This is a genomic window from Azoarcus taiwanensis, from assembly GCF_012910885.1.
GTDB lineage: Bacteria > Pseudomonadota > Gammaproteobacteria > Burkholderiales > Rhodocyclaceae > Azoarcus_F > Azoarcus_F taiwanensis.
In genome coordinates this window covers 1-13,976 of the sequence record NZ_WTVM01000004.1, presented here as the reverse complement: position 1 = coordinate 13,976, position 13,976 = coordinate 1, and the positions used below count along the sequence as shown (strand labels likewise).

Sequence of the window (13,976 nt, the reverse complement as noted above, 5' to 3'; positions counted from 1 at the left end):
TCTAATGTTGGACAGCCGCTTCATCGCCTTCGAAGCCGTGGTCAGGGAGGGCAGCTTCGAGCAGGCCGCGCGCAGCCTGTCGCTCACCCAGTCCGCTGTGTCACAGCGCATCCGCCAGTTGGAAAGTGATCTCGGCCAGGTATTGTTGATGCGCACCAAACCGGTTCGACCGACGCCTGCGGGGCGGCGACTGCTGCCTTATCTTTCGCAGATGCGCCTTCTGCAGACCGAAGCGGATCGGGCACTGCAGTCCGGCGGCGGCAGCGGCGCGATGCGTCTGTCAGTGGGCGTGAATGCCGACAGCTTTGCGACCTGGTTCTGGCCGGCGGTCGCTCCGGTGGTGGCACAGGAAGGCGTGGTGCTCGACTGCGTACTCGACGACCAGGACCACACCCACGCACTGCTTGCCAGCGGCGAGGTGCTGGGCTGCGTCAGCACCCGGCGGGAACCAATGCGCGGCTGTGTCGCGTTGCGCCTGGGGGTGATGCGCTACCGCTGCATCGGCTCGGAGGCATTCCGTCGGCGCCACTTTCCGCGCGGGCTCAGCCGCAGCGCGCTGGGTCGTGCGCCGGCCATCGTGTTCGGACGCCATGACGACATGCACGAGGCCTTTCTGCTCCACCACTTCGGTCTCGACAAGGGGCAGTTCCCCTACCATGTCGTGCCATCGTCAGAGGGGTTCGTAGCGGTCGCCAGCGCAGGGCTCGGCTACGGCTTCATCCCCGAACTCCAGGTCGCCACCCAGCTCGCCGACGGCGGCCTGATCGACCTTGCACCAGACAAGCATGAGGACGTGACGCTGTTCTGGCACCACTGGGAGGTCCAGTCGCCAGTGATGACCAAGCTGTGCGGCGCCATCGTTGAGGGTGCCGGCAAGGTACTCCCCCGTTAACCCGCATTTCTCACACGGGCGCGAGGCGAGGGCGCCGAGGTGCCGCTGTGGCGCGCCGCACGGACCGAGGGGCGCGCCACAGCGAGCGCATCGGTGGCCGCAGCCGTGACGGTGCGAGAAATGCGGGTTCAGCACATCGCTTCGGCGGTGAAACCCGTCCGGCGCGGAGCTGTCACATCCAGGCCGAGTGACTTGATACGACCATGACCCGCCTTTTGCTATTCCTCCTGCCGATTCTGATGCTTGCGGTGTGGCTCCCCGGCTGGTGGGTACGTCGCACGATGCAGCGCTACAGCGAACCCGCCGACCGCTATTACGGCAGCGGTTCGATGCTCGCGCGTTTGCTGCTCGACAAGCAGGGCCTGAAGGATGTCGCGGTCGAGCTCTCGGAGATCGGTGACCATTACGACCCGCAGGCCCGTGCGGTGCGCCTGTCACCGAACAACTTTCATCAGCGATCGCTCACCGCGATTACCGTTGCGGCGCACGAGGTCGGCCACGCAGTACAGCACGCCAACGGCTATGCTCCGCTCGCGATGCGTGAGCATCTGGTGCGCATGGCCATGCTCGGTCAGCGTCTGGGCGCGATGATGATGGTCGCCGTACCCTTCATCACCGTCATCGCCCGTCACCCGGCACCGGGCTTGATGTTCGTGGTCGCCGGCCTGTTGTCGATGGGGCTTGCAGCACTGGTGCACCTGGTCACGCTGCCGACCGAGTTCGACGCCAGCTTCCGCCGCGCAATGCCGATGCTCGAAAGCGGCGACTACCTGCACAGGGACGACTACCCGCACGCACGCCGCATCCTCGAGGCCGCCGCGCTGACCTATGTCGCGCAGTCGCTGATGGCGCTGCTCAACATCGCAGCGTGGATGCGGTTTCTGCGACGCTGACCACAACGCGCTGAAGCGTCAGACGGTCTCGTCGAGCGACCTGACCACGCGCACAGTCTCGAAGTCGTCCGGCAAGGGCTCCATGCGAAACCCGAGTTGACGACAGAACTTCAGCATCTTGTGATTGGTCGCCAGCACGAAGCCTTCCATGGTCTTGAGGCCGCGACTGGCTGCCACTTCGATGAGCTGAAGCATCAGCATGCCGGCGACACCGCTGCCTTGCCAGGCGTCGCCGACGACGATCGCGAACTCGCAGGTGTGACCATCCGGGCCGACCACATAGCGCGCCACCGCGATCTCCTCCTCGACACCATCGTGATCAATGGTCGCGATCAGCGCGATATGGCGTTCATAATCGATCTCGGTGAGGTAGCGCAGCTTGGGCGGCGACAACTCCCGGAGCGTCGCCATGAAGCGGCCGTAGCGGGTTTCGCGAGACAGGCCGCGCACGAAATCCTGCTCGATGTCGGCATCCTCGGCACGAATCGGCCGGATCGTCGCCGGCGTGCCGTCGAAGAGGTAGCGCTTGCGAATCAGTTCGGCGGGATAGTCGGCCATGGCAATCAGTGAGGATGCCTGTCGACCGCTTCGGCCAGTGCTTGCAGCACGGGGGAGACGGTTACCGGCACGCTGGCCGCCGCGGGCTCGAGCCGTCGCAGCGGCTCTGGAAGCGTGTCGAGCTGAGCGGCGACCCGCTCGCGAACCGCGTCGAGCGCGGGCGATGGCGCAAGACGACGGCCATCGCGCATGACCGGCTCGAGCAAGGCGGTGCCGATGCCGTCGTCGTCCAGCGTTGTCAGGGTGTCGCCGACGATCCTGCCCACGTCATCGTAGTGTCGCCAGACCTGCTTGCGGCCCGGCCAGGTGGCCTTGCCTTCGGAGCGCTTGCGGCGGGCCTCACCCGCATATTCCTGAAGCTTGTAGGCGCAGTCGAAATAGGGATGATCGGCCGAGGTGTTCATGCGGGTGCCGACGCCGAAACCGTCGATCGGCGCGCCGGCCGCAACCAGTTCGCGCAACCGGTACTCGTCCAGGTTACCGCTGGCGAAGATGCGCATGCGCTGCAGACCGCCGGCGTCGAGGATCGCACGGACCTTGCGTGCATGCTCGCCGAGATCGCCGCTGTCCAGTCGCACCGCCTGGATCTCGATGCCCTCTTTCGCCAGCCTGTGCGCCAGGCCGACAAGCTTCTCGGCGGCAGCCTCCGTGTCGTAGGTGTCGATGAGCATCGTGTTGGCCTGCGGCTGCGAACGCGCGAAATGCTCGAAGGCCACGACTTCGTTGTCATGAGCCTGGATGAAGGAATGCGCCATGGTGCCGTAGAGCGGCACCCCCCAACGCATGCCGGCGAGCACCGTAGCGCTACCGGCGAAGCCGGCCAGATAGCTTGCACGAGCAGACAGCAGCCCGGCTTCGGCCCCGTGCGAGCGCCGCATGCCAAAGTCCACCAACAACCGCCCCTCGGCTGCGAGCACGCTGCGCACCGCCTTGGACGCGACCAGTGTCTGGAACTGCAGCAGGTTGATGATGCGCGATTCGACCAGTTGTGCCAGCGGCAGCGGGGCGACAACACGCAGGATGGGCTCATCGGGGAAAAAGACTGTGCCCTCGGGCATCGCATCGACTTCGCCGGTAAAACGCAGCTTCGCCAGCCACTCGATGAAGGCAGGGCTGAACCGACCCGTGCCGGACAGCCAGTCGAGTTCCTCAGGCGCGAAACGCAGGCCTTCCAGAAAATCGAGCACCTGCTCGAGTCCGGCCGCAATCAGGAAGTTGCGCCCCTCCGGCAGCTTGCGCACGAAGAACTCGAACACCGCAGGCTCGAACATGCGGCCGTCGAAGTAGGCCTGCATCATCGTGAGCTGGTAGAGATCGGTGAGAAGCGGACTTCGCCCCTCGTTCGGCCGCATCTCTTGTTGGCTCATGCAGCGGCCGCCTGCGTCGCACTGCCGGTGAGCGCACCGGCGGCGAGCATGGCAGCCAGCGCACGATCGCCGTCGCCGGGATTCACGTCCACCGCACGAATCGCGTCTGCCAGCAACACCACCTCCAAGCCCCCGGCGAGCGCGTCGCTCACGGTATTGAGCACGCAGTAGTCGGTCGCCAGACCTCCAACGAAGACTCGCTTCACCCCAAGTTGCGCGAGCTGGACGCCAAGCGTCGTGCCCTGAAAACCGGAATAGGCGTCACTGGCGGCTTCAGTCGCCCTGGAGACAACGACCGCCGTTTCGGGCAACCGCAGACCCGGCGCGAATGCGGCGCCCTCGGTGCCTGCGACGCAGTGTGGAGGCCACGGCCCGCCCTGCGCAGCGAAGGAGCAGTGATCTTGCGGATGCCAGTCACGAGTTGCGAACACCGGCAAACCCAGCTCGGCAAACCTGGCGGCGAGCTGGATCAGCGGCGCGACCACCCGATCACCCTCTGGCACCGCAAGAGCACCGCCCGGCAGGAAATCGTTCTGCACATCGACGATTATCAGCGCATCACCGACGCCCGGTCGTGAGGGGAAAACGTTGGTCACGGGTGGTCCTCCGTCTTTTTTTTGCTTCGCTGAACGTAGAAACGATAGGCCGCGATGCCGCCGAAACCAAGACTGAACACCCAGGCAACGAAGGAGACCGTGCGGCTCAGCGGATGGAGGTCCGGGTCGCCGGCCAGCAGCGCGGGGATCGCCAGCACCCCCACGACGAAGCCGATCAGCGCGAGCTTCAGCGAGTAGGTCCAGTCGCGGCGCAGTGCGATCTGGTAGAGCCTTTCGTTACGCTTGTAGTCGTTTCTGGCCATCTGCTGAATCGGGTCCGGAACGGTCAGTGGATTCTACCCGAGCGAGCGCTTGGCGACGGTGCCATCACTCCCCCATCACCACGCCCTCGCGGCGCGGATCGGCGCCGCCGAACCAGCCTTCAGCCGTGCGCTGGATCGCCTGCAAACCGCTGGTGAGCTCGCGCTCGCTGACCTCGTGGCCACGGGCGCGCAGAGCTTCGAGGGTGGCTTCCGGCCAGCGGCCCTGTTCCATGAAGACCGGACCGCCAAGCGTGATCACGTGCGGCAGGTCGAGCGCGCGCTGGGCGTCCAGGCCCCAGTCGAACAGCGCCCACAACGCACGTGCGGTGTAATGGATGATTGCGGCGCCCCCCGGCGAGCCGAGGCTGGCAAGCAGTTCGCCGCTCGTGGCATCGAACACCAGAGTCGGGCTCATGCTCGAGCGCGGACGCTTTCCGGGCTCCACCCGATTGGCGATCGGCATGCCGGCTTCGTCGCGCGGTCGGAAGGAGAAGTCGGTGAGTTCGTTGTTGAGCAGATAGCCACCCGGCAAGCCCGTGCCACCATCGGCCAGGATGCGAGAACCGAAGGCGGATTCGATCGTGGTGGTCATCGCCAAGCCATTGCCGAAGGCGTCGACGATGCTGATGTGGCTAGTGCCGTAGGCCGTCTGTTCGTGCTGGGGCGCGAATCTGGCGGTTTCAGGCGCCGGGTTGCCGGCTTCGGCGCGACCCATGCTCTGCTCGCCGATCAAACCGGCCCGGTCGCGCAAATAGGCCGGCGCCAGCAGGGTGCGCCAGTCACTACCGGGCGCCGCGACGAAATCGGGGTCGGCCACGTACAGCGCCCGGTCGGCAAAAGCCAGCCGCGCCGCTTCGAGGAAGCCGTGCAGCCAGGTGACAGACGGCAGATCGCCTGCCAGCACATCAGTTTGCGGTGGCAGGTTGTCGAGAATGCCGACGATCTGCATCATCGCCAGATGCCCGGACGAAGGCGGTGGAAAACCACAAACCCGATAGCGACGCCAGTCGGTGCACAGCGGATCACGGCGCAGCGGCCGGTAGTCCGCGAGATCCTGCTCCGAGAGGCTGCCGGCGCCTCGAGGGTGCGCTGCCACCCGGGCGACGATGTCGCGTGCGATCGGGCCACTGTGGAGCGCATCGGCTCCGTTGATTGCGATGTCACGCAGAATCGCGGCCAGCGCGGGGTTGGTCAGCACATGACCGACCGGCCACGGCTCACCCGCGGCATCGTAGTAGAAGGCGGCTGCAGCGGCATCGTCACGCAGGGCCGGGTCGGTCGCGAGCATGGTGTGCAGTCGGTTGCTCACCGCGAAGCCGCTCTCGGCCAACTCGATGGCCGGAGCGAACAGATCCGGCCACGGCAGGCGTCCATGCTCGCGGTGCACCGCCTCGAGCATGCGCAACACGCCGGGCACGCCGACCGAGCGGCCGCTCGCGGCGGCCTCGATGAAGGGCAGGGGTTGGCCCTCGGTATCAAGGAACAAGGATTCGGTCACACCGGCCGGCGCGGTTTCACGCCCGTCCCAGGCGGTGACTTCGCCGCGATCGAAATGCATCAGGAAGGCCCCGCCACCAATGCCGCTCGACTGCGGTTCGACCAGGGTCAGCACCATCTGCACCGCGATCGCGGCATCCACCGCCGAGCCACCGGCCCGGAGAATCCGGTACCCGGCTTCGGTCGCAAGCGGATTGGCCGCCGCGACCGCAAAGCGCGTCGTCGCCCAACCAGTCCTCGCTTCGATGCCTGAAGCGGCCTCAGGCTGAATCGCGGCGCTCGTCGCATCGGTACGCGTGACGAGCGGAGCGGAACAACCCAGCAGGAGCGCAAAACCCAGGGTGCAGAGACTTGCGCGCATCGCGCTTGAGCGTTCGTCTGTCATGGTTCGTCCCGAAGAAGCTAGCATTTCAGCATAGCAGCCCTGGCGGCGTGTCAACGCGAAGATCGCAGCCGATCCACCGCCATTATCAAACCTGCCGCCAGCAGTGCGATACCGAACACCGCGACCGAGCCGGACAAGTCGTTCATCAGGTCCGGTGCCATGACCAATACGACGGCCAGCGCGACCATGACCATGCCGCCGACGAGTTTCAGCGCGCGGCCATGCCGCTCCTCGAAACGCTGCATGCGCAGTGTCAGCAAGGCGATCAGGAAGACCACGAGTTCGATCGACAAGTAGACCAGCAGATAAAGCGCCAGCAACAGCACGAATGCCGCCCCGGAAATACCGCGGTCCGCGACGATGCCGCTCCACACCACTGGGAAACCGGCGGTGCACGGCAGTTCGACCAGAGCGATGCCGGAGGCCATGACGACAGTCGCAAAGACCAGTCCGAGCCCTCCGAGCCGGCGATCGGTCAGGCTGCGGATGCCCTTGTAGATGCCCGGCTTGTGGCTGTCGGCGATGGTCAAGGATGGACCGCGCCGAAACCAGAAATAGTCCTTGACGTTGACCAGCCCGAAGGTGAGTGCAAAGGCTGCGACCAGCCACTGTACCCAGCTCAGGTAGAGAATGAAGCTCAACACGCTGAACACCCCGGCGATGAAGGCGCCGTATATCAGCGAGGTGGTCGTGAGAAAGGTGACGCCGACCAATGCGATCCGGCCGCGCGAACCCGAGTGGATGACCAGGCCGAGCAGCAAGGTCAGCACCCACAAAGAACAGGGGTTGAAACCATCGACGAAGGCGATCAGCAAGGTGGTCAGCACAATGGAATCGCGCACCGGGTCGAGTCCCCCCGGCAGGCGGGTCGTCTCACGCGACGGCTGCGACGGGACATCGGCCTGCTCGCCGCCCGACATCGCTCCAATCGCCCACGCAACCGCGATCTCGATTTCTCGCCGGATCTGGGGCGAGTCTCCGATCCAGGCGCGCCCCGCAGCGAACAAGGTCGGCACCGAACCCGGCTCGATGCCGTGCGCAAGCGCCATGTCGATGAAACGACGATGATGCTCGCTGGTCCGGGAGATCTCGTAGTCGTAGACGACGACTTCAGGGTGGCGCTCGGCCAGCTCGGCAAGAAAGGGCTTCTGACTCACACAGTGCGGGCAGTCCACGCTCCAGAAGACGTGCAGTTCGACATTTGCACCGGCCGGGCTGGCAACCGATACCCAGCTCAACAGACACGCCAGTAGCAAGGTTTTGGACCATTGCTTCAGCATGCGGCGGACTGAACATGCGCGCTCGTGGATCATGAGTCGAAGTATGTCACAGGGTTGCTGCGATGCACCACGATTCCGGGTTTCAGCGGTGGTGGATGCGCAGGCGTCCGGAATGGATTTATCGTTTACGCGTCACTGAAGAAAGCACTGAGACCGACTGACCGATCAAGCAACGGTGCGCGAACCTGCTGCCGCCGTGGCGGCTTCCACCAGCGCTCGAAAGAGCACTCTGTGGCGCGGCATGGCAATCAGGAACTCCGGATGCCACTGAACCCCGACCAGAAATCCGCGTGACGGGTCTTCTATGGCCTGGACGATGCCATCGAGATCGACGCCGCTGACTCTGAGCCCGTCGCCAACCGTGTCGATCGCCTGATTGTGCAGGCTGTTGATACGGCAACGCGCACCGCCCATCAGCTCCGCGAGCACCGTTCCGCTTTGGATCCTGAGGGTTTTCAGTGGCAGTATCGTCCACCGATTCGACGTGTGGCGCCTGCGGCTGCGCAGCTCCTGATGGAGGCTGCCCCCGAGACAGACATTGAGCAACTGTGCGCCCCGGCAAATGCCGAGCAGAGGCAGGCGCCGCCACAGCGCCTCTTCGATGATCCGGGTCTCGAGTGCATCGCGGGCCTTGTCATGACGCGGTTCCACCTCGGGCTCCGCAGCGTAGAGCACCGGATCTATGTCGTGCCCGCCTGTTACGACGACGCCATCATACGCGGGGTGGCAGTCTATCTCGCTCGGTCGAATATGGACCGGCTTGCCGCCGTACCAGCGGATAGCCGCAGCGACCAGCGCGCGTGGTCCGAATGCGCCACGCTCCGGCCCGGTGACCGCGATTACCGGGCGAGCCATTTGCGGTCGGTCTCCGCCGCCCAATCGCCCAACCAGCGCTGCACAGGGTTGTCGAGGTGTTCACAGTAGGCAGCACAGCACGCCAGCAACCTGGCCGGATCGGCGGCCAATCGCTCAACCGCCACCCAGTCGTTCCACGCGAGATGCAAGCCCCAGCCCGGCACGTGGATGTCGCAGTCGGGCAATCGATAGTGAAAGGTCGGGCGGGCCTTGATCAGTACGTCGTCCACCGAACCCCGAACCCGGGCCTGGTCAAGGAACGCAAACAGCGGCAAGAGGTCCAGCGCGCGGTTGCGGGTCGGATTGTCTTCCAGATAGTCGTCGATCAACGTCGCGAGATCCGGTGCGTAACCGGGATCCACGACCTTGCGCACATACTCGGTCGGAAACGGATCGATATAGCTCGTGACCCGGCGCGACATGTCGATGTCGGCGCGTTGATAAAGCCACTCGTACAGACACAGAAACGCCTTGAAAATGCCGAGCAGCAAGCCAACGTCGGCACTTGGAATCTCGGGGTTGAACTGCATGCCGAACGCGTTGAGCACCCGATCGGATGTCCCTTTGGCGCCGGCTCTGCGCAAATGGGCGATGAGCGCCTGAACCTCCTCAAGGCGTCCGAAGGGCAAGGGAGGACTGACGAGTTCAAGCGGCACGACAGTCTCGGCGAACCACGCAAGCAGGTCCTCTACCGAATTGCCGATATCGCCGGCCAACGTACCGGCCTCGCGCTCCTCCCGGCCCATGCGCTTGAGCAGATCGAAATCAAGCTCGACCAGCCATTCTCCGGCTTCGTCGCCCACCAGCGCACGCTCGTGACGCCCTCGTCGCTCGACTGCCAGACCGAGATGGTCGGCTGCGAGCTCGGCAAGCCGATCGAGCGTCATGCCATTCATCTCCAGCTCGACACCGACGCGGCGGGTATCCCCCTGGGGGTTCGTGGTCCACGGCGGGACGTACAGTTCTGGAAACGCATTCATTTCGACACCTCGCTGGCCGAGCTTAGGTCAGCGCAGGGACAAATGGCAAATCCGGGCACGCCTGGTGGAAGCCGGTCATGCCTGGAAGCGCCGCCATCTCGGGGCGGGCGCTTCGGATCAGTTGCGTGTAAAGACGTTGGTCGCCGGCGACACACGAAAAAAAAGCCGGGGATACCCCGGCTCTTCGTTCTGCGCGATCGCTGCGGGTTCAGACCACGCCCTGCGCCAGCATCGCATCGGCAACCTTTACGAAACCGGCGATGTTCGCGCCATCGGAATAGTTGACGCTGCCATCCGGGCGGGTGCCGTACTCGAGGCACATGCGGTGAATACCCTGCATGATCTCGAGCAGGCGGCCGTCGACTTCTTCGCGAGTCCAGGAAATACGCATTGCGTTCTGGCTCATCTCGAGACCCGAGGTCGCCACGCCGCCGGCGTTGCTCGCCTTGCCAGGCGCATACAGTACGCCATTGGCCTCGAACACCTCGACCGCTTCGGCGGTGCTCGGCATGTTGGCACCTTCGGCCACGCATACCACGCCGTTCTTGACCAACGTGCGGGCATCGTCGCCATCGAGCTCGTTCTGAGTTGCGCACGGCAGCGCGATCTCGACCGGCACCGACCACGGGCGCTCACCCGGGCGGAACTCGAGGCCAAGGCGCTCGGCGTACTCATTCACGCGGCCGTAGTGCACGTTCTTGACGTCCATCAGCACCGCGAGCTTCTCCCGGGTGAAGCCAGCCGGGTCGACGACCGTGCCGCTCGAATCCGAGCAGGTCACGACGGTAGCACCGAGTTCCATGGCCTTCTCGATCGCATACTGCGCAACGTTGCCGGAACCCGACACCGCGATCCGCATGCCTTCCATTGAACGGCCTGCGTGCTTGAGCATTTCCTCGGCGAAATAGACCGTGCCATAGCCGGTCGCCTCCGGGCGGATCAGCGAGCCGCCAAAGGACAAGCCCTTGCCGGTGAACACGCAGTCAGCCTTGTTGGACAGCTTCTTCATCATGCCGGTCATGAAACCGACCTCACGACCGCCCACGCCGATGTCACCGGCCGGTACGTCGGTGTCGGAACCGATGTGGCGGTACAGTTCGGTAATGAAGGACTGGCAGAAGCGCATCACCTCGCGCGGGCTCTTGCCCTTGGGGTCGAAGTCAGAGCCACCCTTGCCACCGCCCATCGGCAGTGTGGTGAGCGCATTCTTGAAGGTCTGTTCGAAGGCGAGGAACTTCAGCACCGACTGATTGACCGAGGGGTGGAACCGCAGACCACCTTTGTAGGGACCGATGGCGGAGCTGTGCTGAATACGGAAGCCGCGGTTCACGTGCACCTCACCGGCGTCGTCAAGCCACGAAACGCGGAACTGGATGATGCGCTCGGGCTCGACAAGACGGTCGAGAATGGCATGTTCCGCGTAGCGGGGATTCTCGGAGATGAACGGCCACAAACTGGCCATCACTTCCTCTACCGCCTGGATGAACTCGGGCTGGCCAGGGTTGCGATCTTCGACGTAGGCCATGAATTCTTCGAGCGTTTTGTAGCGCATGGTAGAGACTCCGGGTCAAAAAAAAGGCCAAAAAAATCCGCCCAGCGGCGGCAAACTTGCAGATTATGAGCCATTTTTTCCCCGGTGGACCGATTTCGCGCAAAAAAATGTCGTGATCCCGCGAGACAAACCGTCGAGAACTTGGCGTAATCCACTCGGCGCGCCGAAGCCGTCGGAGCTCGATTGCGGCCCGAACACCTTGGCCCATTGTCACCCAGAAGCGCGGGCGGCCCCACGCTGAACGGACAGAAACCCTGAAAGAAAAGACCCGGCCTTTCAGACCAGGGACTGCGGACGTTCGATGATCTGCTGGTACACGTACCCCTTGAGCAGCATCAGCATTGAAGGATCCGGGTTCTCGAACTCGAAACCATGCTGATAGCTCACATCGCCGAGATCGGCCCCTTCTGCGGAGAGATCGAGGTAACGCAGCCTCGCCTCGAGCTCGACCTGGCTCTGGCACCCGTGAATATCCAGCATGAAGCGCAGACGCAGCGCATCGCCCTTGTTGCCGAGCGGAGCAGGCGCTACGACCAGCGCGCCTGAGGCGCTGATGTTCTCCATGACCGCACCACCCGGATCCTCGGAACTGCGGCCAGCGATCTCGACTGGCACGCCAGCCCGCACACGGGTCGCCTTGCGAATGACGGTACCCTTGATTTCGCTCGGGAAACTGAGATGCAGGTAATCGAACGGCAGCCTGCAAACTCTCAACACCGAGCAGTTGAACAAGAAGGCGCTCTGACGGGTGAAAGCCCGCACTACAAGCAATTCATTCTCGATCAGAGGAACTCGCATGCCTTTGTGCATCGGCGCCGTGACGATGACGCTGGCCTTGTCGAGATGACCCACGAGGCGCACATACGTCCTCGGAACCTGAAGGTGCGCCGGCAGCTGCACCTGAAGTCTATCTCCAACCGCAAGCTGCATGTCCTTGAAGGCGAACGGTCGCTTGCGTTCCGGCTTCACCGGTGCCGGCTTGCTGCCGGGTGTATTGCCGCCGGACTCGTCGCGCATTTCGACTGTCGCTGAGTTCTCGGGGGTGCTGCTGGTGATCGGCTGGGGCGCCATAGGATGAAGAAAGGTTCTGGGGGAAGAATTGAGGTAGGGTACCGACTAAACTCTGACGCATCACACCGGTCTGTTGTAACGCAGGCTTCATGTCGAACGAAAACGACATGACATTTTCCCACGTACCCACGAGGAAGCAATCCCATGAAGTTTCGAAAACTGCCGATTCTGACGGCCGCGGTCTCCTTGATCCTGGTCGCCACACCACTCCACGCCCAGCCGGCCGAAGCAGAGTCGCTCAGCGAGCGTCTCGCCGGGGCCACTTTCCAGGGGATCTACATCCGCGCCGGCACGCCCTACACGCTGAATTTCGGCCGCGACGGCAATCTCAGCGATAGCGCCGGAAGAACGGGACGCTGGTGGGTGAACGATGAGGGCGAATACTGCCGGGAATGGGAAGACGGGCCGATGGCCGGCGTCGAGACCTGCATGGAAATGATCTTCCACCTCAACAAGGTCGCGATCTACAGCGGCGAGGACAAAGTACTCGAGGGCGAGATCATTACGCCGGCGGAGTGATCCTGCAATCCGCAGCTGACCGTTTGCGATGGGCTTGAACGCCCACACAAGCTGGCCTGATGGTCACCTAGCGGGTGCGTCAACTACGTGGCCGATCGCGCATCGGGTACGTGGCACGGCGGTATCCAGGATGATCGCACTGCGACCGGTGGCGGACCATCGCCGCCGGTACAGCTCAAAGCGTGGCCGTCTCCCGCCGGAGCACGTTTGAACCGCTTGATCCCGCAACGCTTTCTGCCCCACGGCCTTGTCTTCGTCGACATCGAGGCCACCCGCGGCCCGAGCCAGCGCGAGTCCATCACCGAGATCGGCATCGTCGAGGTATCCGAGGCCGACATACGCGAATGGTCCACGCTGGTGCGGCCCTGTCCGACCTCAATATCTACCGCATCCTGATACGTGCGCTCGCCCGGCCCGAAGCCATACAGGTAATTCCACTCGACAGCGCTTCCGTCGCGGCCTGAGTCGTATTACGCTGTGCGCTGCACAACCGACGACGCCGTCATCGAACGGTCTCCCGATCATGTTCCGCCACTTTCTCTGGCTTCTTGTTCTGCTGCCGGCATGGGTTGCTGCTCAGCCGTGGGCGTCCCGTCCGCTCGGTGAGCTCGCGATCTACCCGGAGCAGCGGGTCAACGCCCGCGTCGAAGCGCTGGACCAGGCACGGGTGGCCGCGGAGGTCGGTGCACGCATCGAGCGCATCGAGGTTCGCGTCGGCGACACGGTCAGCACCGGCGACGTCCTGCTGCGTCTCGACAACACCGACTACCGCATCGCCGCGGACCGCGCGAGCGCTCAGGTCGATCTGCTGTCCGCCCGGCTCGCGCTTGCCGAGGCCCAGTTGGAGCAGGCCCGCACGCTCGCCGGGCAGGGTTTCGTCAGCGCCGACGGTCTGCGTATCCGGGAAACCGAGCTGGCGGTCACTCGCAGCGAGCTCGCAGCGGCGCGTCAGGCGCTTGACGCCGCAAGGGTCGCGCTTGCCCGCGCAGCGGTGCGCGCACCCTTCGACGGCGTGGTGCGCGAGCGCCTCGCCAGCACAGGTGATTACGCCAGTCCAGGCGCACCCCTGCTCGTACTCGCCTCCACCCGCGACACCGAGATCCATGCCCTGGTGCCGGAAGCCCAGGTTTCCGGTCTGATCGAAGGCGCAGCCGTCGAATTCCGGGTCGGCAGCGTCGCCTACCCTGTCAGCGTCAGCCGCGTGCTGCCGCTGGTAGAATCGGCCGGTCAGACGCGGCGGGTGCTTGTCGCCGGCCCGCCCGAGCTGC

15 protein-coding genes are annotated in these 13,976 nt (G+C 64.4%); 5 read left to right on the top strand and 10 right to left on the bottom strand.

Annotated elements, in window-relative coordinates:
* Positions 1-4: 4 nt before the first annotated feature.
* Positions 5-892: a LysR family transcriptional regulator ArgP gene (locus tag GPA21_RS01170; protein WP_168986380.1), complete on the top strand. Its 888-nt coding sequence runs from the start codon at positions 5-7 to the stop codon at positions 890-892.
* A 203-nt stretch (positions 893-1,095) separates the two neighbouring features.
* Positions 1,096-1,785 carry a zinc metallopeptidase gene (locus tag GPA21_RS01165; RefSeq protein WP_168986379.1) on the top strand — a complete coding sequence of 230 codons (690 nt, stop codon included), beginning with the start codon at positions 1,096-1,098 and terminating at the stop codon, positions 1,783-1,785.
* Between the two features lie 18 nt (positions 1,786-1,803).
* Here the strand turns inward: GPA21_RS01165 and GPA21_RS01160 are convergent, their stop codons facing one another.
* The 10 genes from GPA21_RS01160 to GPA21_RS01115 all read right to left on the bottom strand — a co-directional run bounded on the left by GPA21_RS01160 (position 1,804) and on the right by GPA21_RS01115 (position 12,135).
* Complete coding sequence (locus GPA21_RS01160; protein ID WP_168986378.1) at positions 1,804-2,343, bottom strand: GNAT family N-acetyltransferase; 540 nt, start codon at positions 2,341-2,343, stop codon at positions 1,804-1,806.
* Positions 2,344-2,348: 5 nt separating this feature from the next.
* Complete coding sequence (locus GPA21_RS01155; protein WP_246261673.1) at positions 2,349-3,710, bottom strand: nicotinate phosphoribosyltransferase; 1,362 nt, start codon at positions 3,708-3,710, stop codon at positions 2,349-2,351.
* A complete protein-coding gene (locus tag GPA21_RS01150; protein WP_168986377.1) occupies positions 3,707-4,306 on the bottom strand; it encodes an isochorismatase family protein in 600 nt (199 codons plus the stop codon). Before GPA21_RS01150 ends, GPA21_RS01155 begins: the two co-directional genes overlap by 4 nt.
* The gene (locus GPA21_RS01145) at positions 4,303-4,569 is read right to left on the bottom strand and encodes a hypothetical protein (protein ID WP_168986376.1); all 267 of its coding nucleotides are present in this window, start codon (positions 4,567-4,569) and stop codon (positions 4,303-4,305) included. The genes GPA21_RS01150 and GPA21_RS01145 overlap by 4 nt, the downstream gene beginning before the upstream one ends.
* A gap of 64 nt (positions 4,570-4,633) precedes the next feature.
* Positions 4,634-6,451, bottom strand: coding sequence for a gamma-glutamyltransferase family protein (locus GPA21_RS01140; RefSeq protein ID WP_168986375.1), 1,818 nt, complete (start codon positions 6,449-6,451; stop codon positions 4,634-4,636).
* 50 nt (positions 6,452-6,501) lie between these two features.
* The gene (locus tag GPA21_RS01135; protein ID WP_211163362.1) at positions 6,502-7,731 is read right to left on the bottom strand and encodes a thioredoxin family protein; all 1,230 of its coding nucleotides are present in this window, start codon (positions 7,729-7,731) and stop codon (positions 6,502-6,504) included.
* Positions 7,732-7,896: 165 nt separating this feature from the next.
* Complete coding sequence (locus GPA21_RS01130; RefSeq protein WP_168986374.1) at positions 7,897-8,586, bottom strand: gamma-glutamyl-gamma-aminobutyrate hydrolase family protein; 690 nt, start codon at positions 8,584-8,586, stop codon at positions 7,897-7,899.
* Positions 8,571-9,566: an amidoligase family protein gene (locus tag GPA21_RS01125; protein ID WP_168986373.1), complete on the bottom strand. Its 996-nt coding sequence runs from the start codon at positions 9,564-9,566 to the stop codon at positions 8,571-8,573. The genes GPA21_RS01130 and GPA21_RS01125 overlap by 16 nt, the downstream gene beginning before the upstream one ends.
* A gap of 208 nt (positions 9,567-9,774) precedes the next feature.
* Positions 9,775-11,118, bottom strand: coding sequence for an NADP-specific glutamate dehydrogenase (gene gdhA, locus GPA21_RS01120; RefSeq protein ID WP_168986372.1), 1,344 nt, complete (start codon positions 11,116-11,118; stop codon positions 9,775-9,777).
* 276 nt (positions 11,119-11,394) lie between these two features.
* Positions 11,395-12,135, bottom strand: coding sequence for a flagellar brake protein (locus tag GPA21_RS01115; RefSeq protein ID WP_168986371.1), 741 nt, complete (start codon positions 12,133-12,135; stop codon positions 11,395-11,397).
* Positions 12,136-12,333: 198 nt separating this feature from the next.
* Here GPA21_RS01115 and GPA21_RS01110 point away from each other — a divergent pair, with 198 nt between their 5' ends.
* The 3 genes from GPA21_RS01110 to GPA21_RS01100 all read left to right on the top strand — a co-directional run.
* Positions 12,334-12,708 (top strand): hypothetical protein, encoded by a 375-nt coding sequence (locus GPA21_RS01110; RefSeq protein ID WP_168986370.1) that lies wholly within the window; start codon positions 12,334-12,336, stop codon positions 12,706-12,708.
* A 207-nt stretch (positions 12,709-12,915) separates the two neighbouring features.
* On the top strand, positions 12,916-13,104 hold the full coding sequence (locus GPA21_RS01105; RefSeq protein WP_246261671.1) for a PolC-type DNA polymerase III domain-containing protein: 189 nt from the start codon (positions 12,916-12,918) through the stop codon (positions 13,102-13,104).
* A 127-nt stretch (positions 13,105-13,231) separates the two neighbouring features.
* A partial coding sequence (locus GPA21_RS01100; RefSeq protein WP_168986369.1) for an efflux RND transporter periplasmic adaptor subunit occupies positions 13,232-13,976 on the top strand: 745 nt, incomplete at its 3' end.